This is a genomic window from Arthrobacter sp. BPSS-3 (assembly GCF_044628475.1).
Lineage (GTDB): Bacteria > Actinomycetota > Actinomycetes > Actinomycetales > Micrococcaceae > Arthrobacter.
Window position 1 is genome coordinate 145,712 of sequence record NZ_JBIMMV010000009.1, and the last position, 21,366, is coordinate 167,077.

Annotated in this window: 21 protein-coding genes and 2 riboswitches; of the genes, 9 read left to right on the forward strand and 12 right to left on the reverse strand. The window is 70.7% G+C overall.

Annotated elements, in window-relative coordinates; all coding sequences use genetic code 11:
• The first annotated feature begins 82 nt into the window (after window positions 1-82).
• From ACFVY3_RS14630 to pabB, 4 genes are all read left to right on the forward strand, one after another.
• Window positions 83-613, forward strand: a complete 531-nt coding sequence (locus ACFVY3_RS14630) for a GNAT family N-acetyltransferase (RefSeq protein WP_400160270.1) — start codon at window positions 83-85, stop codon at window positions 611-613.
• A complete protein-coding gene (locus ACFVY3_RS14635) occupies window positions 610-1,170 on the forward strand; it encodes a LysM peptidoglycan-binding domain-containing protein (RefSeq protein ID WP_400160271.1) in 561 nt (186 codons plus the stop codon). The genes ACFVY3_RS14630 and ACFVY3_RS14635 overlap by 4 nt, the downstream gene beginning before the upstream one ends.
• 94 nt (window positions 1,171-1,264) lie before the next feature.
• On the forward strand, window positions 1,265-1,846 hold the full coding sequence (locus tag ACFVY3_RS14640; protein ID WP_400160272.1) for a low molecular weight protein-tyrosine-phosphatase: 582 nt from the start codon (window positions 1,265-1,267) through the stop codon (window positions 1,844-1,846).
• Complete coding sequence (pabB, locus tag ACFVY3_RS14645; RefSeq protein ID WP_400160273.1) at window positions 1,843-3,882, forward strand: aminodeoxychorismate synthase component I; 2,040 nt, start codon at window positions 1,843-1,845, stop codon at window positions 3,880-3,882. Before ACFVY3_RS14640 ends, pabB begins: the two co-directional genes overlap by 4 nt.
• A gap of 41 nt (window positions 3,883-3,923) precedes the next feature.
• On the opposite strand, the gene cls is transcribed toward pabB, so the two are convergent.
• Entirely contained in the window at window positions 3,924-5,399 is a 1,476-nt protein-coding gene (gene cls / locus ACFVY3_RS14650) for a cardiolipin synthase (RefSeq protein WP_290256404.1), read from the reverse strand.
• A gap of 90 nt (window positions 5,400-5,489) precedes the next feature.
• Between cls and ACFVY3_RS14655 the strand changes: the two genes are divergently transcribed.
• Window positions 5,490-6,440 (forward strand): aminodeoxychorismate lyase, encoded by a 951-nt coding sequence (locus ACFVY3_RS14655; protein WP_400160274.1) that lies wholly within the window; start codon window positions 5,490-5,492, stop codon window positions 6,438-6,440.
• A gap of 23 nt (window positions 6,441-6,463) precedes the next feature.
• On the opposite strand, the gene ACFVY3_RS14660 is transcribed toward ACFVY3_RS14655, so the two are convergent.
• The 5 genes from ACFVY3_RS14660 to ACFVY3_RS14680 all read right to left on the reverse strand — a co-directional run bounded on the left by ACFVY3_RS14660 (window position 6,464) and on the right by ACFVY3_RS14680 (window position 11,626).
• Window positions 6,464-7,264 carry a hypothetical protein gene (locus ACFVY3_RS14660; RefSeq protein ID WP_400160275.1) on the reverse strand — a complete coding sequence of 267 codons (801 nt, stop codon included), beginning with the start codon at window positions 7,262-7,264 and terminating at the stop codon, window positions 6,464-6,466.
• Window positions 7,265-7,421: 157 nt separating this feature from the next.
• Window positions 7,422-8,501 carry a hypothetical protein gene (locus ACFVY3_RS14665; RefSeq protein ID WP_400160276.1) on the reverse strand — a complete coding sequence of 360 codons (1,080 nt, stop codon included), beginning with the start codon at window positions 8,499-8,501 and terminating at the stop codon, window positions 7,422-7,424.
• Complete coding sequence (locus ACFVY3_RS14670) at window positions 8,498-9,793, reverse strand: glycosyltransferase (protein ID WP_400160277.1); 1,296 nt, start codon at window positions 9,791-9,793, stop codon at window positions 8,498-8,500. The genes ACFVY3_RS14665 and ACFVY3_RS14670 overlap by 4 nt, the downstream gene beginning before the upstream one ends.
• Window positions 9,780-10,724 carry an ATP-grasp domain-containing protein gene (locus ACFVY3_RS14675; RefSeq protein ID WP_400160278.1) on the reverse strand — a complete coding sequence of 315 codons (945 nt, stop codon included), beginning with the start codon at window positions 10,722-10,724 and terminating at the stop codon, window positions 9,780-9,782. The genes ACFVY3_RS14670 and ACFVY3_RS14675 overlap by 14 nt, the downstream gene beginning before the upstream one ends.
• Window positions 10,721-11,626, reverse strand: coding sequence for a PIG-L deacetylase family protein (locus tag ACFVY3_RS14680; protein ID WP_290256410.1), 906 nt, complete (start codon window positions 11,624-11,626; stop codon window positions 10,721-10,723). The genes ACFVY3_RS14675 and ACFVY3_RS14680 overlap by 4 nt, the downstream gene beginning before the upstream one ends.
• A 466-nt stretch (window positions 11,627-12,092) precedes the next feature.
• Window positions 12,093-12,205: riboswitch (SAM riboswitch) on the forward strand.
• 103 nt (window positions 12,206-12,308) lie between these two features.
• On the opposite strand from ACFVY3_RS14680, the gene ACFVY3_RS14685 reads away from it, so the two are divergent.
• Genes ACFVY3_RS14685 through ACFVY3_RS14695 form a run of 3 tightly spaced genes read left to right on the forward strand, consistent with a single transcriptional unit; the run spans window position 12,309 to window position 14,193 of the window.
• Window positions 12,309-12,581, forward strand: coding sequence for a DUF1737 domain-containing protein (locus ACFVY3_RS14685; RefSeq protein ID WP_400160309.1), 273 nt, complete (start codon window positions 12,309-12,311; stop codon window positions 12,579-12,581).
• Window positions 12,578-12,985: a rhodanese-like domain-containing protein gene (locus tag ACFVY3_RS14690; protein WP_400160279.1), complete on the forward strand. Its 408-nt coding sequence runs from the start codon at window positions 12,578-12,580 to the stop codon at window positions 12,983-12,985. The genes ACFVY3_RS14685 and ACFVY3_RS14690 overlap by 4 nt, the downstream gene beginning before the upstream one ends.
• Complete coding sequence (locus ACFVY3_RS14695) at window positions 12,982-14,193, forward strand: O-succinylhomoserine sulfhydrylase (protein ID WP_290256412.1); 1,212 nt, start codon at window positions 12,982-12,984, stop codon at window positions 14,191-14,193. Before ACFVY3_RS14690 ends, ACFVY3_RS14695 begins: the two co-directional genes overlap by 4 nt.
• A gap of 28 nt (window positions 14,194-14,221) precedes the next feature.
• On the opposite strand, the gene ACFVY3_RS14700 is transcribed toward ACFVY3_RS14695, so the two are convergent.
• From ACFVY3_RS14700 to ACFVY3_RS14725, 6 genes are all read right to left on the reverse strand, one after another.
• Window positions 14,222-15,370, reverse strand: coding sequence for a glutamate--cysteine ligase (locus tag ACFVY3_RS14700; RefSeq protein WP_400160280.1), 1,149 nt, complete (start codon window positions 15,368-15,370; stop codon window positions 14,222-14,224).
• Window positions 15,371-15,393: 23 nt separating this feature from the next.
• The gene (locus ACFVY3_RS14705) at window positions 15,394-16,917 is read right to left on the reverse strand and encodes a UDP-N-acetylglucosamine 1-carboxyvinyltransferase (protein WP_400160281.1); all 1,524 of its coding nucleotides are present in this window, start codon (window positions 16,915-16,917) and stop codon (window positions 15,394-15,396) included.
• A gap of 113 nt (window positions 16,918-17,030) precedes the next feature.
• A complete protein-coding gene (locus ACFVY3_RS14710; RefSeq protein ID WP_400160282.1) occupies window positions 17,031-17,834 on the reverse strand; it encodes an energy-coupling factor transporter transmembrane component T family protein in 804 nt (267 codons plus the stop codon).
• A complete protein-coding gene (locus tag ACFVY3_RS14715) occupies window positions 17,831-19,390 on the reverse strand; it encodes an ABC transporter ATP-binding protein (RefSeq protein ID WP_400160283.1) in 1,560 nt (519 codons plus the stop codon). The genes ACFVY3_RS14710 and ACFVY3_RS14715 overlap by 4 nt, the downstream gene beginning before the upstream one ends.
• Window positions 19,391-19,401: 11 nt before the next feature.
• Complete coding sequence (locus tag ACFVY3_RS14720; protein WP_290256417.1) at window positions 19,402-20,034, reverse strand: ECF transporter S component; 633 nt, start codon at window positions 20,032-20,034, stop codon at window positions 19,402-19,404.
• Between the two features lie 67 nt (window positions 20,035-20,101).
• Window positions 20,102-20,243: riboswitch (TPP riboswitch) on the reverse strand.
• 26 nt (window positions 20,244-20,269) lie between these two features.
• Window positions 20,270-20,992: a hypothetical protein gene (locus ACFVY3_RS14725; RefSeq protein WP_364134515.1), complete on the reverse strand. Its 723-nt coding sequence runs from the start codon at window positions 20,990-20,992 to the stop codon at window positions 20,270-20,272.
• Window positions 20,993-21,097: 105 nt separating this feature from the next.
• Between ACFVY3_RS14725 and ACFVY3_RS14730 the strand changes: the two genes are divergently transcribed.
• The gene (locus ACFVY3_RS14730) at window positions 21,098-21,361 is read left to right on the forward strand and encodes a DUF4235 domain-containing protein (RefSeq protein WP_290256419.1); all 264 of its coding nucleotides are present in this window, start codon (window positions 21,098-21,100) and stop codon (window positions 21,359-21,361) included.
• Window positions 21,362-21,366 lie beyond the last annotated feature (5 nt).

The following is a 21,366-nucleotide window of genomic DNA, read 5'->3' on the forward strand; positions in this document are numbered from 1 at the left end:
GCGCGCACCGGGTGCAAAGAATTGCCCCACACCGGCCAAGGGAAACCGGGCCGGCCGGGCCGCGACGTGGCAGACTGCCAGTGTGATCCCGTCCCTCACCCTGCCCGCGACCCTGCACACCTCCGCCCGGGAGCTGACGCTGCGCAGGGCCACCGAGAATGACCTCGCCGCCCTGATGCGGCTCCTCGCCGACGACCCGATCAGTGCAGCCAGGGGCGACCAGGCCGACGCCTCGGATACCGAGGCCTACCGTTCCGCGCTGCTGGAGATCACCGCCGACGCCGGCAACGAGCTGCTCGTCGTGACGGACGACGGCGGTGAGCTGATGGGCACGATGCAGCTCACCCGGATCCCCGGCATGGCCCGGCGCGGTTCCACCCGGCTGCTGGTGGAAGCCGTCCGCGTCCGGAGCGACACCCGTTCGGGAGGCATCGGCACGGCCATGATGCGCTGGGTCACCGACACCGCTGCCCCGGAACTCGGCGCGTCCCTGGTCCAGCTCACCTCGGACGAGGCCCGCAAGGATGCCCACCGGTTCTACGAGCGCCTGGGCTTTGTGGGATCCCACCGCGGGTTCAAATACCCGATCCCGTCTTCGGCCGGCAGCAAATGACGCTCACCTCCGGCGCCGCCCGGGCGTCCCTCGGTGTGATCACTGCGGCGTGCGCAACCCTGTTCGCGCTCACCGGCTGCGACTATGCGCCCGCGCCGGACAGGCCAACGGCAACAGCGCCGACAACGGCGTCGGCGACGCCACAACAGTCGACGACGGCCTCCGCCCTGCGCGGCACCACCCAAACCAACAGCTTCCATCTGCCCATCAGCTACACGAGCGTGGAGGGAGACACGTGGGACGGCATCGCACTGGCCTTCGGGATGAAGACGTCATATCTCAGGGCCTTCAACCCCGACGCAACCCTCGCCAGCGGCACTGTCATGGACCTCCGGGGCAGGAACCTGCCGCAGCGGGGCGCCAACGGGACTTTTGACGAGCAGGCCGACGGCTCCGGAACCTACACCGTCCGACCGGAGGACTCCTTCTTGGGGCTCACCAGCCGGTTCGGTGTCCCCGACTACGCCATCCGGGCGGCCAACGCCTCCATCCGCGGCATGGATGGGGTGCTTTCGGTCGAGCCCGGCGAATCCATCACCATTCCCAGCAGCCGCTGACACGGCCGGCGGGCCGGCGTCACTTCTGTCTGCGTGACCGGTCACACAGCGTCCTTTGCTGGTCAACGGGCCCGCGCATCCCTCATGCTTAGTCATGACCTCAACGCGGAGCCAGTACCGGATTATCACGGTGTGCACCGGCAACATTTGCCGGTCGCCCATGGCCGAGCTGATGCTGGCCGAGGCCCTGGCCGCGGCGCAGCTGACCGGCGTCGACGTCGACTCTGCCGGCATTACCGCCTACGAGGTGGGACGCCCCATCGATCCGCGGGCCGCCCGCAAGCTCGCCGCCCACCAGATTCCCTCGGCGGGCCACATTGCGCGCGAATGGCGCAACGACTGGTTCCAGTCCCGGGATCTCATCCTTGCCATGGACGTTGACCACTACGGCTGGCTGCGGCAGGCGGCCCCCGACGCCGCTTCCCTGGCCAAAATCCGCATGCTCCGCAGCTTCGATCCCGCCGTCGCCGGCCGGGACCCTCTGGACCAGGGCATCGAAGACCCCTGGTACGGCGGCCACACCGACTTCGACATCACCTGGGACCTGATCCACGCATCCCTGCCCGGCCTCCTCGACCACGTCCGGGCCGCGCTGACCCACTCCGCCGCCGACCTCCGGCCCCTCCCGGACCCGGAAGAGGCCGACGCGGAGCAGCGGGTACGCTCTATTTCATGAGCCCCGCACCCGTCATCATCGCCATCGACGGACGCTCCGGGGCAGGCAAAACCACCCTCGCCATTGAACTCGCGGCCCGGCTGCGGGAGCACCGCACGGTCTCGCTCTTTCACCTCGAGGACATCTACCCGGGCTGGAACGGTTTGGCCGCCGGGATCGACCGCTACGCCGCCACCGTCTTGGCCCCGCTCCGGCGCGGCGCCACCGCGCACTGGACCAGCTGGGACTGGGAGCGGCACTACGACGGCGAGGCACGCACCACCCGCCCGGCCGACGTCGTCCTGGTCGAGGGTGTCGGTGCGGCAGCCGCTGAGGCCGCGCCATACCTCGACGCCGTGATCTGGACCGACGCCCCCGACGGCGTCCGCAAGGACCGCGCCCTGGAGCGCGACGGCGACACCTACCCCCCCTACTGGGAGCAGTGGGCAGAGCAGGAAGAGGCCTGGCTGGCCGGTGACGATGTCCCGGCCCGGGCCGATGTCAGGGTCCTCAACCACGCCGACGGCGCCGCCCCCGGCCAGGTGCTGCAGGCGCTCCTGCACCTTCCCGCCCTGGCCACGCTGCTACACCCGGAACGGCAGGCCCGACACTCGCTGCCCCTCCACGCCGAGCGGATCGACGCCGCGCCGGACCCCGCACGTCTCTTCGACGCTCTCTACGGCGGCTCGGGGCGCGCCGTCTGGCTCGATTCCTCCCTCACCAGCGACCCGGCGGGCCGGGGCCGCTTCAGCATCCTGGCCGACGACGGCGGCAGCCACGGCCAGTCGGTCCTGCACCGCTCCGGCCGCACCAGCATCCGTGCGGGCGGCGCCGCGGCCACCATCGAGGGCGGCTTCTTCCGCTGGCTCGACGCCGCGTGGGAGGCCCGGCCGCTCCGCTCCCCCGACGGATACGGGTGCGGTTTCGCCCTGGGCTGGCTGGGCTACCTCGGCTACGAACTCAAACGTGAAACCGGGGGCAGTGACGTGCGCGCGGACACCCCGGACGCCGCGCTCATTTTCGCCGGCCGGGCCGTGATTCTCGACCATGCGGAGGGTGCCGTCTGGCTGCTGGCCCTGGCGGACCCCGACGCCGCCAGGTGGCTGGATATGGCCCGCGCTGCGGTGGGCACGGCATCAATTACTAACAGCACGACCGTGCTAAAACGCGCGGGCAGTGGGGGTGACGCCGCACCGCCGGTGTTCACCGCCCGGGATACCGCGGCCGGCTACCGGGCCAAGATCGCCGAGGCGGGGCATCAGATCGCCGAGGGCAACAGCTACGAGGTGTGCCTCACCACCGCCCTCACCGCCGAGGTTCCGGCCGGCGGCGTCGACCCGTGGGAGACCTACTTGGCGCTGCGGCGCCGGAATCCCGCCCCGTTCGCCAGCTTCCTGCGCCTGGGCAGCGTCACGGTCGCCAGCACCTCCCCGGAGCGGTTCCTGCGGATCACCGCCGGCGGCGCCATGCGGGCGGAACCGATCAAGGGCACACGCCGCCGGTCGGCGGACCTGGCAGCGGACCGGGCGCTGCGGGATGAGCTGGCCGCCGCGCCCAAGGACCGGGCCGAGAACATCATGATCGTGGACCTGCTGCGCAACGACCTCAGCCACTTCGCCGTCCCCGGATCCGTCTCCGTCAGCCGGCTCTGCGCGGTGGAGAGCTACGCTACCGTGCACCAGATGGTGAGCACCATCGATGCCCGGCTCCGGCCCGGCGCGTCCCGGGCCGAGGCGGTCGCGGCGTGCTTCCCGGCAGGCTCCATGACGGGCGCACCCAAGGTCAGCACCATGGCCATCCTGGACCACCTTGAGTCGGCCCCGCGCGGCGTCTACTCCGGCGCCGTCGGCTACTTCTCGCTCGACGGCGGCACCGACCTCGCCGTCGCCATCCGCACCCTGGTGATACACGACGACGGCGCGGCGGGCACCACCCTGAGCCTCGGCGTCGGCGGCGCGATCACCGCCGACTCGGACCCCGCCGAGGAATACGAGGAGATCCGCACCAAGGCCTTCGGCGTGCTCTCGGCCCTCGGTTCGGTGTTCCCGCCCGGCTGAAGCCCCGCCTGGTGCCCTCCTGAAGCCCCGCTGAAAGCCCTCTACTGCAGGGTTGCGGTCAGGCGGGCGACGTTGTCGATGTACTTGATCCGGCGCGGGCGCTTCATCCACTCCTCCAGCGTGAGTTCGCGGGAGATGCCGCGGTAGGTCTCCTCGACCTCGCGGATCCGGCTGACGATGTCCTCGCCGAGCATCATCACGGAGACTTCGAGGTTCAGAGAGAAGGAGCGCATGTCCATGTTGCTGGACCCCAGCACGGCCACCTCGTTGTCCACGGTGAAGTGTTTGGCGTGGAGCACGAACGGGGCCTTGTAGAGGTAGATCCGCACCCCGGCCTCGAGCAGCGCCTGGTAATAGGACTGCTGGGCGTGGTGGACCAGGAACTGGTCACCCTTCTCGGAGACGAAGAGCTCGACGTCGACGCCGCGCTGCGCCGCCGTCGTCACCGCATACAGCAGCGAATCGTCCGGAACGAAGTAGGGGCTGCAGATGGAAAGCTTGTGCTGCGCGGAGTAAATCAGCGTGTTGAAGAGGCGGAGGTTGTTCTCCGTGATGAACCCGGGACCGCTGGGAACCACCTGCGCGGTGACGTGGCCCGGCACCGACTCGGGCCGGTGGCCCAGTTGGTGCTCAAGCGACTCGTCCGTCTCGCTGAGCCAGTCTGTGGCGAAAACGACGTTCAGGGTGGTGACGATCTGGCCGCGCATGCAGGCCATCAGCTCGACCCATTCGCGGCCCACCTTGCGGTGCTTCGGGTTGTTATAGGACGGCTCGATCAGGTTTTGTGAGCCGGTGAAGGCGACCTCGCCGTCGATCACCATGATCTTCCGGTGGTTGCGCAGGTCAGGGCGGCGCCACTGGCCGTGGACCGGCTGCAGGGGCAGCATCGGCCGCCAGCGGATCTTGCTGGCCTTGAGCCGGGCGATCAGCTTGCTGTAGCCCTTGATCCGCAAGGTCCCGAGGTGGTCGAACAGCAGCCGGACCTCGACGCCGCGCTCGGCGGCCTCCTCCAGCGCCGTCAGCAGGTCATCGGTGACGTGGTCCGAGCTGAGGATGTAGAACTCGGCGTTGATGAAGCTCTTGGCCTCGCGGGCCGCGGCGGCCATCGCCTTGATCGAATCCGGGTAGCCGGGCAGCAGTTCCACGCTGTTGTTGTCGACCATGGGGAGCGAGCCCAGCGTCTTGTTCAGCTCCGCGGCGGAGGCCACCCATTCGGGGCCGTCGTAGCGGCTTTCGACGGCGGCCAGTTCCGAGGTGCCGGCGCGGATCCGGGTGTTCACGGCCTCCTGTTGGGCACGGCGGCGGCGGGAGAGCCGGAAGTTGCCGAACAGCAGGAACAGCACCAGCCCGACCGAGGGGACGAAGAAAATGCCGAGCAGCCACGCCATGGCAGTGGTGGGGCGGCGGTTGCCGGGGATGATGCCCAGCGCCAGCACGCGGATGGCGAGGTCGATCAGCGTGAGGATCAGGATCGCCCAGGACGGGAGTGACCCCACGAACGGTAAAGGCCAGAGCACAGGCGAACCCCTCTAGTTCCAGACCCGCGGAACAGTTCCGGAACGGGCAATTCCAAATCCTATCCCGGCGCGCCGCACTAAGCTGAAGCCATGACTACGTCCGCCTCCGCTCCCGCCAACGCCACGGTGCTGGTCTTCCTCGATCCCGCGTTCGAGGACGGCCGCGTCGCCGACTCCTCCAAGCCCCAGCTGATGGCCACGGACCAGGGTGCCACCCGCGGCGACGGCATCTTCGAATCCCTCCTGGCCGTGGGCGGCCAGCCCCGCAAACTGCCGCGGCACCTGGGCCGGCTGGCCGGTTCGGCGCGGACGCTGGAGCTGGACATTCCGACGGAGGACGCCTGGCGGAAGGCCATCGCGACGGCGCTCCGGGAGTTCCGTGCGGGCGCCCCCGAGGACGGCGACGACGAGGTGGTGGTGAAGCTGATCGCGACCCGCGGCGTCGAGGGCTCCCCCGTCCCGACCTGCTGGGTGCAGGCCTCCACCCCGCCCGCGGCCGGCCGCAAGCAGCGCGAGAGCGGCATCGACGTGATCCTGCTGGACCGCGGCTATGACAGCGAGGTGGCAGAACGCGCGCCGTGGCTGCTGCTCGGCGCGAAGACCCTCTCCTACGCGGTGAACATGGCCGCGCTGCGCTACGCCCACCACCAGGGCGCCGACGACGTCATCTTCACGTCCTCCGACGGCCGGGTGCTGGAGGGCCCGACGTCGACCGTGCTGCTGGCGCACCTGGAAACCGCCGACGACGGCGACGGCGGGACCCGAACGGTGCGCCGCCTGATCACCCCGCAGCTGGACAGCGGCATCCTCCCCGGCACCTCACAGGGCGCACTGTTCGCCGCCGCAAAGGCCGCCGGCTGGGAGCTGGGCTACGGCCCGCTGGTGCCGGAGGACCTCTACGACGCCGACGCCGTGTGGCTGATCTCCAGCATCCGGCTGCTCGCGCCGGTCAACCACATCGACGGCAAGGAAATCGGCACCGCCGACGTCCGTCGCCAGCTGACCGCCGAACTGAATGAACTGTTCGCCACGGTCCAGTAGCTGCGAGGCGAAGGCCTTCCCGCTTAGCCCTGGGCCAGGGCGTCGCTGACGATCTTCGCCAGCGTGGTGGCCGACTCCGGACCCACGCCCTGGCCGATGGCCACGGCGGAGACGGACAGGGAACCCTTGATCCCGGTGACGACGGCGGTCTGGGTGGCCTGCCCGTCCGGCAGTCCCTGCGTGGTCAGGGACCCGAAGGAGGCGTCCCCGCCGGTCTCGACGGGAAGGACCTCGGTCTTGCCGGTGATCTTCTTGCCCTGCAGTTCGATGGTGTAGTTGGCGCACTTGCCGGCGTTGTCCTTTGCGGCGGCGGCTCCCTTGGACAGCACGGACGGGTCCGAGACGGACACCAGGGTCACGGTGGTCATCGCCTGTCCGGAGGAGGACTTCGCCACGCCGCCGGTGTAAGTGCTGCCGGCCGGGATCTGGCCGCTGGTGTCCACCAGGGCGGCGCATTCCTGCGGTGTGATGACGGCCGCGGAGATCATCTGCTTGGCCGCCGCGATACCCGTCTCCAGCTGGTCCGCCGGCAGCGCCGTCAGGGGGTGGCCCTCCCCGTCCTTCAGGCCGGCCAGGATGGTGCCGAGTTCGGCGGTGGTGTAGGCCTTGGGGCTGGCGGTGGCGCTGGGGCTGGGCGCCGACGACGAGGCTGCTGACGTTGCCTGGGATCCGGCCGCCGAGGATTCCGCGGAGCCGGTGGACTGAGCGCCGGTGGATTGGGCGGCGGTGGATTGGGCGGCGGAGGAACCGCCGCCGGAGCACCCGGCCAGGGCCAGGCCCGCGGCGATGATCAGTGCGGAAGGTACGAGGCGGTGCGTGGTCATGTTGTCCCCCAAAGGATTGTGCGGATACGTGCGGTGCCAATAAGTGCGGTGCGGATGGTTGCGGTGCGGATGCCAACGTTGTGGATGAGCGTGGAGAGGTGCGTGTTGTGCGCGAGCCTACGACATTGCCGGCCGCCGGGACAGCCCGCGGCCGGTGTCATGCCCACGCCTTGCGCAGGGCCCCCCACGCGGCGTCGTCAAGCATGCTCGAGGGGGTGACCGCGACGGCGTCCGCGCCACCGGCCACCGAGTCGGCGAGCGCGGTCTCCAGGTCCGCGGCGGACACGGTCCCGGAGCGGGCCCACATCCCGGTGGAGATGACGAATCGTCCGGGCCTCGCCGCCATGGCCGCGGCCAGTTGCCGCGAGTAGTCCGGGCCCTTGCCGTTGAGCGCGAAGTAGTTCCAGAGCACCAGCCGGTCCGCCGCCTTGGCCAGCAGGGCGTAGTCGTGCCCGCTTTCCGGCCGGTCCCCGGCCGGGTCCTGCCACGGCGTCCGGACGTCCATGTCCAGGCTGGCGCCGTTGGCGTGCGCGGCGGCGGCGGCCTTGGCCACCACGGAGGCGAGGGCCTGGGACCGCCAGGCGCCGATGCTGGCGTCCCCGGTGTCGATCCCGCCGTCGGCCGTCCGCGGCCAGTCCTTCGCGCCGGTGGCGCGCAGGTAGGAGTCGCGGTCGTCCCCGCCGTAGGTGTTGTCGTCGAACATCAGCTCGGTCAGCGCCACGGCGTCGGGGTGGTAGCGGCGGGTCACTTCGTCCACGAAGTCCACCAGCCGCTGGCCCACGGGTCCGGTGGTCAGGGCGGTGACGCTGGCGAAGTCCTTGGACCGGGTGCCGTCAAGGTTGATTCCGGCCAGGCCCTGGTTCTTAGCGATCCAGCCCGGGATCAGCAGGTCGATGGTGAGCGTGACCCGGCGTTTGCTGCCGTTGTCCGCGGTGCCGAGGGCCTTGATGGCCTCTGCCACGTGGTCGCGGCCGCCGGCGGCTTCAATCTCGGGGTGCTTGTCCCACCGGAACGCCGTCCAGTCCAGCCGGCCCACGCTGATGGTGACGCTGTTGGCGTTGACCTCGTCGAGTCGCTTGGCCAGGGCCGGGAGGCCGCCGGGGTCCTCGACCACGGTTTCGTAGCCGACGCCCACAGTGCGCTCCGGCGCCGGCGCCTCCGCCCGGGGAGGCACCGGCGTCGAGCAGCCCGACAGGGCCAGCAGTGCCATGGCCAGCGTTGCGGCCAGCAGCCTCACACCCTGACCTCGGTGACAGCCGCCGCCGTCGGGACGCTGACCACTCCGGTGCGCTTCAGCTTGTTCCAGTGCGCCTGCTTGCCGCGGGTCTCCTGCAGCAGCGCGGCCGCCATGGTCAGGCCGGTGAACACGGAGTAGAAGGGGACCAGCGGCAGGGTCCAGGCGTGCCGCAGGTCCGGCCAGGCCCGGTTGAGGGAGAGCCCGAACAGGGTCAGGACCGCCGTGACCACCAGCCCCAGCCAGCCCAGGACCGCCCACGCGTCGGCGCCCAGCGGGCTCCGGCCGCCGGCCACCAGGAGCAGCAGGTCCACCAGCAGGGCCAGCTGCAGGACCGGGAGTGCCACCATGGTCACGGTGTTAAACAGCAGGTATGCGCCGAACCGGCCGCGCCGCAGGTTTCCGATCATGTCCTTGTGCACCCGCATGGTCTGCAGCAGCCCGCGGGCCCACCGGACCCGCTGCCGCCAGAGGGCGTGGACCGTGGACGGCGATTCGGCGTAGACCAGGGCCTTCGGCGCGAACACCACGTTGTACCCGGCGCGGTGCACCCGCCAGGTCAGCTCCAGGTCCTCCCCCACGGTGTCCTCACGGAACGGTCCGACGTCGGCCAGGACCGAGCGCGGGAACGCGCCGATGTTGCCGGAGACGATCGGCAGGCAGCCGATCACCGTCAGTGCCCGCCGGACCAGGCCGGTGCCCACGTGGCTGATGAACGCGAGCATCCGGGTCTGGACGCGGTTGAGGTTGACCGGCCGGTCGTCGCCGCAGACGGCGCCCACCCGGCGGTCCGTGAAGCCCTGGAGCATCCGCTTGACCGTGCTGCGGGAGAAGATGCCGTCGGCGTCGACGAACATCAGGACCTCGCCGGTCGAGTAGTTCAGGCCGCGGTTCAGCGCGGCGCCCTTGCCGGCGTTCTCCTGGGTCAGGACCGTGATCCTTGGATCCCCGGCGGCGAGCTCGTGCATCAGTTCCAGGGTGTTGTCCGTGGACCCGTCGTCCACCAGGACCACCTCGTACCGGTCATAGGTGGTGAGCTGGATGGACCGGACGCAGTTCTCGATCACGGTGGCCTCGTTATAGGCCGGGACGATGATCGAGACGGTGGGCCACTCGTTCAGCAGGGTCCCCTGGCCGGTGCGGCGGCGGCGGGTCACCTGCACCTGGAACCAGAGGGCCAGGGGCAGGACCAGCAGCTTCAGCAGGCCGAAGACCAACACCGGAATGCCGAGCACCACCAGCAGCAGCTGGGCGCCGGGCATCAGGCCGGCGAGGAGATTCTCATACCAGGGCATGGGCGAACGCTCCCCTCGTCTGCCGGAACGACGCCGGGTTGAAGGCCGGGAGGGAGAACGAGGCGAGGACCGCGTCGAGCAGTTCCGGCGCGCGCTGGCTGTTCGCCCCGAACCGGGCATTGATTTCGAGCACCACCGGGGTGCCGTCGGCCCGGCGCCGGACGTCGAGGTCCACCGGCCCGGTGAGGGACAGGGCACGGACGGCGTTCATCGCCAGGTTGCCGATGTCGTTCGCCTCCCCCGCCTCCACCCGGCGGGTGCTAAGGGCGTTGCCGACCTCGCCCTGCGCGAGCGCGGTTTTCTCCACGACGACGGCGAACGGCGGGGTGGTGTTGTGCGCCGGGGTTCCGAAGACCATTGGCCCGTACTCGGTGCCTGGGATGAATTCCTGGACGATCAGGCCGCCGGGAAGTCCGGCCCAGTCGACGTCGGAGCCGCTCCGGACCACCGTCACGCCGCGGCCCCCGCGGGACACCCTGGGTTTGATGACGACGGGTCCGCCCAGGAGCTCAATGGCTTCCTCCACGCAGCGGAAGTCCCGGGGGACCCCGAAGGCGGGAACCGGAACGCCGGCGGAATGCAGCTGCCACGCGGTGTAGAGCTTGTCATCGGCGAGCGCGACGGCGCCGGGCGGCCCGATGATGACGCGGACGTCCGGGCCAAAGCCGGCCCGGAAGGCGGCCAGGCGGGGCAGTTCCTCACTGACCGTGGGGATCACGAGATTGATGCCCTCGGCGCCGACCAGCCGGCGCAGCGCGGACACCAGCTCGGGATCCGTGGCCGCGGGTACCCGGACCACCGGCACCCCGGAGACTTCGGGCAGGTCGCGGATGTCCGTGCCGAGGACCGGGATGCCTCGTTCGGTCAGTTGCGTGGCGAGGGCACGGCCGGCGGGGCCGCCGACGCCGGTGACCAGCACGCGGGGCTTCACAGCTTCTCCATTTCGGTGCTCAGCAGGCGGACCGGTTCATAGGCCTCGGCCACCCGGCGGCGGGCCTGGCCGCCGCGGAAGGAGGCGATGCCGCGGACCCGTTCGGGCGTCATGTACGGCTTGGCCAGCTGGTCGCTGTGCATCTTCACCGCCTGGACCTTGGCGTCGACGTAGTCGTCAATGTCCACGAAGACGCTGGGGTTGAATTCCCGGGTGGCGGAGGGGCTCTCGTAGCAAAGGATCGAGTGGTGCTGCCGCGCGGCCCGCAGGGTGGCCTGGTGCACCGCCTGGTGGTCCTGGTGCTGGTCGTGGTTGGAGTGGGTGAGGATGATGTCCGGGTTGAAGCGCACGATCGCGTGCTCGATGGCGCCCACCATTTCCTGGCTGTGGCGGTGCAGCTCGGTGTCCGTGAAGTTGTGATGGATCATGCCGGTCAGGCCCATGAACGTGGCGCCGCGCTGGGCGTCCAGCGACCGCTCCAAGGCGTTGCCGCCGCGCTTGCCGTCGCTCATCACCAGCCCCTGCACCTCGTGGCCGGAGTCGACGAACTTGGCGAGCGTTCCGCCGCAGGCCAGCTCCAGGTCATCCGGGTGGGCGCCGATGGCCAGCACCCGGCGGGGCTGCCGGGCCGGGCTTCCACCGGTGCGCAGGGCGGTCAGCGCGATGGCGAGGGCGGTGAGTCCGCCCAGGGTGGCGGTCAGGTCAGCGGTCTGCCAGAACTCGGAGGCGTCCAGGGCAAAGGCGGCGACGTTGGCCAGCAGCAGCACCGCGCCGGTGGCGAGGGAAATCCGGCGCAGAAGTTCGGGACGGCGCAGGCGGCGGTGGAACCAGGATTTCCCCACCGCCGCTGCGACCAGCAGCGCAATCAGCAAGACGATTATCAAGACGTAAATCGAGACCATGAATCTTTCCAGTTCTTCTTCGAGGTGCCGGCCGCCCCCAGTGCTGCGCCGGACAAAATGATGGATCTGCAACCCGCCCGGCAGAGGCTGCCGGGTTCTGGAGGGAAGGATTGCTTGTCAAAGAACCGGTCCGCGGTATCCCGGCGGAGACGTCAAAACCCATGCGCCAGCGGCACTGCGCAAACGGCCGGAAGCGGCCGCGCAGCGGGTGCTGAAAAGGCGTATGCGGTATGTGGAGACCCAGCTGAGACCTTGGACTGCCACTTCAGTAAACGTGACGCCCCTATCGGAAAACCCGAGTAGGCAATACCCGAAAAGCATTCGGCCACCGCGGACGGAACCGGCTTTTTGTACTCGATCACGACGGGCGCGATACTCGGTCGGCCTACGGCGGACGGCCTCCCGTGACCGAACATGACGGGGCCGACGCGCGGGCGCGGGCCCCGGGGTGTTAGGTTTTTTGCAGAGTAATGAGAACCGGTGCAAAGCCCTGACTGGCCGGTCGGCAACCCTCCTTTTGCGGCGGGGTGCCTCAGGTGACTACTCGGCAATCGACCATTCGAGCTGCAAGCGTGAACGTAAGGAGTTTGTCGTGTCCGACGCGACCCCGCCCCCAGTCCCCACCCCCGGAGCCGGCACCCCGGCCAACCCTCCCGCGCAGGCCGCAGCGCCCGCGGAGCGGCTGGCCTACCGGCTGCTGACCGGCCCCGACGACCGCAGCTTCTGCGAGCGGATCTCGGCCGCCCTTGCCGAGGGGTATGTGCTGCACGGCAGCCCGGCCGCAACGTTCAACGGCACATCGGTGATCGTGGCGCAGGCACTGGTGCTGCCGGCCGCCGTCGCGGAGGCGGACGCCGCGGAGGCGGACGCCGCGGTGGCCCGCGCCGTCGACGGTCTGGAGTTCGACGGCCTGGAATCCGACCGTCTGGAATCCGAAGGGCAGGCGAGGGCATGAGCTACGCCGCGGACCTGACCCCGCAGGCGGCCTGGGAACGGCTGCAGTCCGGCGCGGTGCTGGTGGACGTCCGCACCCGGGCCGAGTGGGCCCAGATCGGCGTCCCGTTGACCGGCGGGGCGGCCGCGGAGCCGGTGTTCATCGAGTGGACCCGGGCCGGCGGCGTGCCGAACGAGGGCTTCCTGGACGAGCTCCGGCAGCGCGTCCCGGCCGACGCCGAGCTGCTCTTCCTCTGCCGGTCCGGGGCCCGCTCCGTCGCGGCGGCAGGGGCCGCGGCGGCAGCGGGATTCACCGTCTACAACGTGCTGGACGGCTTCGAGGGCCAGCCGGATGAGGCCGGCGTCCGCCGCGTCAACGGCTGGAAGAACGTGGGCCTGCCGACCGACGGGACCCGCACCGCATGAGTTTCAATCCCGAGGCCGCGGACTGGAGCCCGGACACCCAGGCCGTCCGTGGCGGCTTGGACCGGACCGGCTTCCAGGAAACAACCGAGCCGATCTTCCTCAACTCCGGCTTCGTCTACGAATCCGCCGCCGCCGCGGAGCGGGCCTTCACCGGAGAGGACGAGCGGTTCGTCTACTCCCGCTACGGCAACCCCTCGGTGGCCACCTTCCAGGAGCGGCTCCGCCTGCTCGAAGGCACCGAGGCGTGCTTCGCGACGGCGTCGGGCATGTCCGCGGTGTTCACCGCTCTCGGCGCGCTGCTTGGGGCCGGTGACCGGGTGGTCGCCGCCCGGTCACTGTTCGGGTCCTGCTTCGTGATCCTGAACGAGATCCTGCCGCGCTGGGGCGTGGAGACCGTCTTCGTCGACGGCCCGGACCTCGACCAGTGGCGTGACGCGCTCTCGACGCCGGCCACCGCCGTGTTCTTCGAGTCGCCGTCGAACCCGATGCAGGAGATCGTGGACATCGCCGCCGTGAGCGGGCTGGCGCACGCCGCCGGCGCCACCGTGGTGGTGGACAACGTCTTCGCCACCCCGCTGCTGCAGCGCTGCACGGACTTCGGCGCGGACGTGGTGGTCTACTCCGGCACAAAGCACATTGACGGCCAGGGCCGGGTGCTGGGCGGCGCGATCCTGGGCAGCAAGGAGTTCATCGAGGGCCCGGTCCGGCAACTGATGCGCCACACCGGACCCGCGCTGTCCGCCTTCAACGCCTGGGTGCTGACCAAGGGCCTGGAAACCATGTCGCTGCGGGTCAACCACGCCTCCGCCTCGGCGTTGCGGCTGGCAGAGTGGCTCGAGGCGCAGCAGGCCGTGACCTGGGTGAAGTACCCGCTCCTGGCCTCCCACCCGCAGCACGAGCTGGCCGCCAAGCAAATGAAGTCCGGCGGGACCGTGCTGACCTTCGAGCTGGCGCCCCCGGCCGGCCGGTCCGCCAAGGACGCCGCTTTCGCGCTGCTGGACGGCCTGCGGATCATCGACATCTCCAACAACCTTGGCGACTCGAAGTCTCTGATCACGCACCCGGCCACCACCACGCACCGGGCCATGGGTCCGGAGGGACGGGCCGCTATCGGGTTGAGCGACGGCGTGGTGCGGCTCTCCGTCGGGCTGGAGGACCCGGAGGACCTGATCCGGGACCTCTGTCAGGCGCTGGCGCAGATCCAGTAATCCCCGGCGGCGGCCTGGAACGTACCGCCTAGAAGCGGCGGACGGGCGCCAGCGCCGGAAGCGGCCCGGTAGCGGTGCCGGCGTCGGGCACGTCCCCGCCGACCGTGGTCCGCACCGCCTCGCCGACGACGGCGCCGAGGCCGGCACGGCGCTGCAGCTCCGCCCCGGTGCCCTCCGCCAGGATCCTGGCCACCCCGGCGCGCACCAGGCCGAGCTCGCCCTGGTCCGACAGGACCGGGGCGAGGTAGTCCACCAGGGCGTTCACCACCTCGGCCGCGGGGCGGGGCCGGAAAGTCCCGAAGTCCAGCAGCTCGGAGGACAGCCCGCAGTTGCTCGCCTGCCAGGCCGCCATCCGCAGGAGCACCGTCGGCACCGGCGCCGGGTCCACGCCGTCGTACCACTCGCGCGAGGCGGTCTCCACCAGCGCCCGCACCAGCACCGCCAGCAGCGCCGCGTCCTCCGCGCGCAGGCACACGTCCGCCACCCGGATCTCCACGGTGGGATGGTTCCGGGCCAGCCGCGCGTCGAAGTACACCATGCCCTCATCGAAGAGCACGCCGCTGTCCAGCAGCCGCGACACCACCCTGCGGTAGGCCGCGTGGCTGCCGAAGACCATCGTCGGACCGGCAGCGGGCCAGCGGTTCCAGGCCTGGGTGCGGTAGCTCTCGAACCCCGTTTCCATCCCGTTCCAGTACGGGGAGTTGGCGCTGAGGGCGATCAGCACCGCCAGCTTGTCCCGGATCCGGTCCATCACCGCCACCCCCTCCTCGGGCGAGTCGATGGCGGCGTGGACGTGCAGCCCGCAGGTGAGCTGTTCCTGGACGGTGAGGCCGAACCGCCGCTGCATCGTGGCGTAGCGCAGTTTGGGGGTGGTGTGGGTGGGGGCGGCCAGCGGCGAGGTGGCCAGCGCCGCGACCCGGGCGCCGTGGACCCGGGCGGCGTCGTCGGCGGTCCGGCGGGCCCGGCGAATCTGCCGCAGCAGGGCGTCATGCTCCCGGCAGGGCAGCGTCTGGGTCTCGATCTGTTCGAGCTTGAGCTCGAAACTGAAGCCGGAATGGCCGTCGCCCGTGTCCGGGTCCCGGATGAGCCCGCGCAGCATGGCGTCCGCGAGCGCCAGCGGCACCCCGGTGACGGGGTCCACGATCAGCAGTTCCTCTTCGACGCCGAAGGTGCGCATAACCCATTGTGCGCCGGGGGTCTTTAGTCCTGGAAGTACTCGATTTTCGCGCCGATGGTGTTCAGCCGCTCGGCCAGATCCTCGTAGCCGCGCTCGATCACGTAGATGTTGCGCAGCTCGGACACCCCCCGGGCGGCCAGCATTGCCAGCAGCAGGCAGGCGGCAGGGCGGAGGGCCGGCGGGCAACCCACCTCGGCGGCGCGCCACTTGGTGGGGCCGTTGACGTAGATCCGGTGCGGGTCCAGCAACTGCACCTGCGCGCCGAGCCGGTTCAGCTCGGTCAGATAGATGGCGCGGTTCTCGTAGACCCAGTCGTGGATCATGGTCTGGCCCTGCGCGTTGGCGGCGATCACGGCGAAGAACGGCAGGTTGTCGATGTTCAGGCCCGGGAACGGCATGGGGTGGATCTTGTCCTCGGGTGCCTTCAGCTCGGAGGGCCGGGTGGTGACATCCACCAGCCGGGTCCGGCCGTTGCGCGCCACGTATTCGGCGGAGACCTCCAGCCGCTGGCCCATCTGCTCCAGGGTGGCCAGTTCGATCTCCATGAACTCGATCGGCACGCGGCGAATGGTGACCTCGGAGTTGGTCACGATGCCGGCCGTGATCAGGCTCATCGCCTCGATCGGGTCCTCGGAGGGGAAGTACTCGATGTCCACGTCCACCGCGGGCCGGCCGACGATCTTCAGCGTGGTGGTCCCGACGCCGTCGATCTCCACGCCCAGGCGCTGCAGGTAGAAGCAGAGGTCCTGGACCATGTAGTTGGGGCTGGCGTTGCGGATGACCGTGGTGCCGCGGCGGTGGGCGGCAGCCATGATGGCGTTCTCGGTGACCGTGTCGCCCCGCTCGCTGAGGACGAAGGAGCGGTTCTCGCCGTCGGCGGGCGGCGCCTGGACGGTGTAGAAGCCGGAGGTGGCCTCCACGCGGAGGCCGAACTGGCGCAGCGCCTGCATGTGCGGCTCCACGGTCCGGGTGCCCAGGTCGCAGCCGCCGGCGTAGGGGAGCCGGTACTCGGCGGACTCGTCCAGGAGCGGGCCCAGCAGCATGATGACGCTGCGGGTGCGCCGGGCTGCGTCGACGTCCATGCCGTCGAGGTCCAGGACGGCGGGGCGGCGGATCTGCAGGTCGGTGGCGTTCAGCCAGGTGCATTCGACGCCGATGCTGGTCAGTACCTCGACGATCCGGTTGACCTCCTCGATCCGGGCCAGCCGGCGCAGCACCGTGGTGCCGCGGTTGATCAGGCTGGCGCAGAGCAGGGCGACGCCGGCGTTCTTGCTGCTGTTGACGTCCACGGCGCCGGAGAGGGTGTGGCCGCCCTCCACGCGCAGGTGGGTCATCTGGGGCCGGCCCACCTTGACGATGGCGCGGCCGAAGATGGACTCCAGGCGCTGGATCATCTTCAGGCTCAGGTTCTGCTTGCCCTGTTCCATCCGGGCGACGGCGCTCTGGCTGGTGCCGAGCTCGGCGGCAAGCTTGCCCTGGGTCCAGCCCTTTTCGCCGCGTGCGTCCTTGAGGACCGTGCCGAGGTGTTCTGCAGTCGGAAGCGTCATATCCAAGAAATATCACAGATGAGCTACCGTCCGCCTCCGGATGCACCCAAAAGCGCGTAGCGTCACACCCCTAGTCGGCTGGTGCGATAATCGGGCGGTGCGATACATCGCGGTCACTGCTGGCCGAGGAACACCATGTTCCAGGTCCCGGCGGCGACGGCGGCGGCTACCGCTGACCCCGCGATCACCACGCCGCCCAGGACCACCCACACATCCAGCCCGGTGAAACGAGCCTGCCGGGCCCAGGTCCGCCGGGCACCGCCGAAGCCGCGCGCCTCCATGGTCACCGCCAGCCGCGACGCCCGCCGGACCGCCTGGACCAGCAGCCCGAAGCTTTGCCCCAGCATGGCCCTGGCCCGCTGCGCCGGGCTGCCGTGCGAGCCCACGCCGCGGGCCCGCCGGGCCATCCCGATAGTCTGCCATTCCTCCGCCATGAGTCCCACCAGCCGCATCGCCGCGAGCGTGCCCAGCACGAACCGGTGCGGCAGCTTCGCCTGCTGCGCGAGGGCGTCGGCCAGGTCTGTGGGGTCGGTGCAGCTCATCAGCAGCACGGCGGGCAACGCGATCGCGAGGCCGCGCAGCAGGAAGCCGAGGCCCAGCTGGAGCGAGCCCTCGCTGATGGACCAGATCCCCACGTCCAGCAGGATCCGGCCCCGGTCCGGGGCGAGGATGGCGGTGCTCCAGCCGCCCAGGGCAGCGGCCAGGATCAACGGCCAACCGCGGCGCCAGAGCAGGGCGGGGGTGAGCCCGGCCAGCGGGAAGAGCAGCACCTCGAAGACCAGCGCCACGGACGCGGAGACCCAGTCGATGGACAGGGCGAGCGCCACGGTGACCAGCACGACGCCGGAGAACTTGGCCAGCGGGTTGGCGCGGGCCAGCACGGCGGGGTTTCCCTCCAGGGTCAGGGCCTCCCTCATGCCGCCGCCCCCTGCAGCTTGAGTTCGTCGCCGCCGAGGACGTCACTGAATTCGGCGTCGTGGGTGACGGAGACGACGGCGGTGCCGGCGTCCAGGAGTTCGGAGAGGAAGGAGGCCAGCTCGGCCCAGGTGTTGGCGTCCTGGCCGAACGTGGGCTCGTCCAGGACCAGGACCTGCGGGTGGGCGGCCAGCACGGTAGCCACGGACAGGCGCCGCTTCTCGCCGCCGGAGAGGGTGTAGGGGTTGGCGTCCACCAGGTCCCGCAGCCGCAGCCGCTCCAGCAGTTCGTCCACCCGGTCCGCGCCGCGGCCCAGTTGCCGCGGCCCGAAGGTCAGTTCGTCCAGCACCCGGCCGGTCACGAACTGGTGTTCGGGTTCCTGGAAGACCGTGCCGATCCGCGGGATCAGCTGCTGCGCCTTCCAGGCGTAGGGGTCGATGCCCGCGCCGGCGCTGAGGTCGGTGGTAGCGGATACGGTCCCGGCCACCGGGGCCAGCAGCCCGGCGAGGGTAAGGGCGAAGGTCGATTTCCCGGCGCCGTTGGGCCCGGTGATGGTGAGCGCGCGTCCGGCACGGACCTGCGCTGCGATACCCTCCTGCACCGGCACGGGCGGCACGGCCCGGAAGCGGGTCCGGAGGCCGCCCCGGCGGGGACGGTCGCGGGACACGGCCAAGGATTCTGCGGCCAGCAGCAGGCGGCCCGCCTCGAAGCCGTGCTCCGGCCCCTGTCCGGTGTCGCCGGTGCTCCGGGCGCGGGTGGCCGGCACGTGGCCCGGGACCCAGACCCCGGCGGCGATCAGCATCTCCCGTGCCTCGGCCAGCACCCGGTCCGGCGGCCCGTCCAGCAGCACGGCGGCGTCGCCCGCGCTGCCGGGCTGCAGCACCACGATCCGGTCCACCAGGTCCTTCCACACGGAAACCCGGTGTTCGACCACCACCAGGGTGGCGCCGGTCCGGTCCAGGCAGCGGCCCACGGCGTCGCGGACCTCCAGCACACCTGCGGGGTCAAGGTTGGCGGTCGGTTCGTCCAGCAGTAGCAGCCCGGGCCGCATCGCGAGGATGCCGGCCAGGGCAAGCCGCTGCTTCTGTCCGCCGGAGAGGGCCGAGGTCGGGTGCCCCAGGGGCAGGGAACCGAGGCCGACGTCGTCGAGCGCCTCCCCTACCCGGGCCCAGATCTCCGCGGGCGGGACGGCGAGGTTCTCCGCCCCGAACGCGACGTCGTCACCCACCCGGGAAAGCACCACCTGGGTCTCCGGGTCCTGCTGCACCAGCCCGGCGCGTCCGCGGCGGTCCCGGGGTGGGGCCCCGTCGATGAGCAGGCTGCCGGTCTCGTCGGCGTCGTCGGCGTCCGCGTCCGCGCCGCCGCCCTCGCCGAGCACCCCGGCCAGGGCGTGCAGCAGGGTCGACTTACCGGCGCCGGAAGGTCCCAGCAGCAGGACGCGTTCGCCCGGGCTGATGTCCAGGTCCAGTCCGCTGATGGCGGGCCGGGACCGTCCGGCGTGCCGCCAGCCCCAACCGCGGGCGGTGACCGCGGCGGGGCGGACGTCGTCGGCGTTCATGCGCGCGGGTGTCAGGAGAAGACGGGTTCGGTGGCCGCCTTGCGGGAGGCGAAGGAGGCCAGCACCCCGGTCCGGGCCAGGCCGCGGGTGGCGATCCAAGCCAGGCCGCCGGCGATCACGGCACCGGAGATGGCGCAGAAGACGATGTAGGCGGCCTTGTCCCCGGCCTCGAAGGCGATGTTCCAGCCCCAGGGCAGGAAGCAGTCGTTCAGGCCGCAGAAGAGGCCCGCGCCGGCGCCGGCGAGCAGGGAGACCGGGAGGTTGAACTTGCTGTAGCGGAAGGCGGCGAAGACCAGCTCCGCGCCGAGGCCCTGCAGGATGCCCGAGATCAGCACGGTGGTGCCGTACTGGGAGCCCATGATCAGCTCGCCGGTGGCGGCGACGGCCTCGCAGAACAGCGCGGCGCCGGGCTTGCGGACCACCAGCATGCCGAGGACCGCGGGGATCATCCAGCCGCCGGCGTAGAGGCCGGTCAGGGGCGGGTAGACGGCGGTGAGCGGGACGGACACCACGTTGGAGCCCTGGTCCCAGGCCCAGAAGATGACGCCGCCGGCAATCGCGATCAGCGCCGCCAGGACAATGTCGACCACGCGCCAGCTCTTTTTGCCGGCCGCTGTGGTGCGGGGGGTGGAAATATCGGTCATGTCGTCCTCCTGAGGTACAGGAGGGGAGGGTATTCCGGCCACGGCGGCCGCTGCCGCGTGTTCCGGACACCCTGAGAACTCGACTCCCTTGCGCCGGTACTAACCGGATCAGGTTCGAGGGTCTGCGGCTGTCCGCACTCTCAGCGCCCACCTACGGTTCCCGGATTCCTCCGGAAGGGTCCGACGGCGGCGCTCCCCTGTCGTTATGAATGTCGCCCGTGTGGGCTGGCCCAGTTTACACCCGCGCCGCCGGGGCCCGCCTCCCCTCCCTGCCGAGCCGGATCAGCACGATCCCGGCCGCCACGAACCACGCCCACATCAGGAGGCCGTAGCCGCCGTAGAGCGCCGGGACGAGGTACCGCAGCGCCTCCGCGAGCAGCCCCAGGGCACCGGCGCCGATGCCCAGCCAGCCCACCGCCCGGGAGAGCCCTGCCCGCACCATGGCCACGGACATGAGGAGGATGCCCGCCGCGGAAAGCACCCCGGCGACGGCGGGTGTGTTGTTCTCGGCGATCACCGCCTCGGCGGCGGCGCTGATCCGCTGCCGCGCGGCGTCGTCGGCCGCCCCGGCGTACCGGTCGCTGAGGTAGACCAGCACCAGAGAGCCGCGGCTGGTAACCGGGATGGCGAGGATCAGCGCCCAGGACAGCCCGCCCACCAGGGCGCCGCCCAGCGCCAGGCCCCGTGCCAGTCCCTCTGCCGCCGGAGCGCACGCCAGGAACAGCGCAGCGAAGACGGGCACCGCCAGGATGTTCGGGACCGTCCAAAGCAGCTGCTCGGCGACGTAGACGGGCTTGTTGCGGGCGATGAACTCAAGCGTCGGCACGGCCCCGTCGACCGGCGGCGGCGCGATGAAGTCCAGCACAAGGGCCAGCACCAGCAGCACCACGAACGCGATCGAGCAGCAGCCGGCCGCCAGCTGGAACGGCGCCCAGGGTGCGCCCCGGTCTCTGTCCATGCCCGACGGTAGGCCGGGCGGCGCGCGGCGGACAGGGGCGTCCGCCCCGGACCGGTGTGCCAGTAGGCTAGGGGCAGTCCTGTTTCCACCCGCAAGGAGCACGAAATGAACATTGTCATCAAACTGCTCGGCACCGGCATCAGCCTGGTCGCCGGTCTCGTCGGCACCAAGCTCGTGGACACCGTCTGGGAGAAGACCACCGGCAACAAGCCGCCGAAGGGCCACGACGACGACGTCCCCACCACGCTGCGCCAGGCCCTGACCTTCGCGCTGATCTCGGCCTCGGTGAGCGCCGTCATCCAGGTCCTCGCCAACCGCGGCACGCAGCGGGCCATCACTCGCTTCGCCAAGACCCAGGACATCGTCTAGGCGCA

Bases quoted from the DNA above. Each gene is read 5' to 3' on its own strand.
- ACFVY3_RS14690 (WP_400160279.1), top strand. From the start codon at position 12,578: ATGAGCTACGCCGCGGACCTGACCCCGCAGGCGGCCTGGGAACGGCTG.
- ACFVY3_RS14715 (WP_400160283.1), bottom strand. From the start codon at position 19,390: ATGAACGCCGACGACGTCCGCCCCGCCGCGGTCACCGCCCGCGGTTGG.
- ACFVY3_RS14720 (WP_290256417.1), bottom strand. From the start codon at position 20,034: ATGACCGATATTTCCACCCCCCGCACCACAGCGGCCGGCAAAAAGAGC.
- ACFVY3_RS14635 (WP_400160271.1), top strand. From the start codon at position 610: ATGACGCTCACCTCCGGCGCCGCCCGGGCGTCCCTCGGTGTGATCACT.
- ACFVY3_RS14705 (WP_400160281.1), bottom strand. From the start codon at position 16,917: ATGACGCTTCCGACTGCAGAACACCTCGGCACGGTCCTCAAGGACGCA.
- ACFVY3_RS14710 (WP_400160282.1), bottom strand. From the start codon at position 17,834: ATGAGGGAGGCCCTGACCCTGGAGGGAAACCCCGCCGTGCTGGCCCGC.
- ACFVY3_RS14700 (WP_400160280.1), bottom strand. From the start codon at position 15,370: ATGCGCACCTTCGGCGTCGAAGAGGAACTGCTGATCGTGGACCCCGTC.
- ACFVY3_RS14640 (WP_400160272.1), top strand. From the start codon at position 1,265: ATGACCTCAACGCGGAGCCAGTACCGGATTATCACGGTGTGCACCGGC.
- ACFVY3_RS14680 (WP_290256410.1), bottom strand. From the start codon at position 11,626: ATGGTCTCGATTTACGTCTTGATAATCGTCTTGCTGATTGCGCTGCTG.
- pabB (WP_400160273.1), top strand. From the start codon at position 1,843: ATGAGCCCCGCACCCGTCATCATCGCCATCGACGGACGCTCCGGGGCA.
- ACFVY3_RS14670 (WP_400160277.1), bottom strand. From the start codon at position 9,793: ATGCCCTGGTATGAGAATCTCCTCGCCGGCCTGATGCCCGGCGCCCAG.
- ACFVY3_RS14695 (WP_290256412.1), top strand. From the start codon at position 12,982: ATGAGTTTCAATCCCGAGGCCGCGGACTGGAGCCCGGACACCCAGGCC.
- ACFVY3_RS14725 (WP_364134515.1), bottom strand. From the start codon at position 20,992: ATGGACAGAGACCGGGGCGCACCCTGGGCGCCGTTCCAGCTGGCGGCC.
- ACFVY3_RS14655 (WP_400160274.1), top strand. From the start codon at position 5,490: ATGACTACGTCCGCCTCCGCTCCCGCCAACGCCACGGTGCTGGTCTTC.
- ACFVY3_RS14730 (WP_290256419.1), top strand. From the start codon at position 21,098: ATGAACATTGTCATCAAACTGCTCGGCACCGGCATCAGCCTGGTCGCC.
- ACFVY3_RS14660 (WP_400160275.1), bottom strand. From the start codon at position 7,264: ATGACCACGCACCGCCTCGTACCTTCCGCACTGATCATCGCCGCGGGC.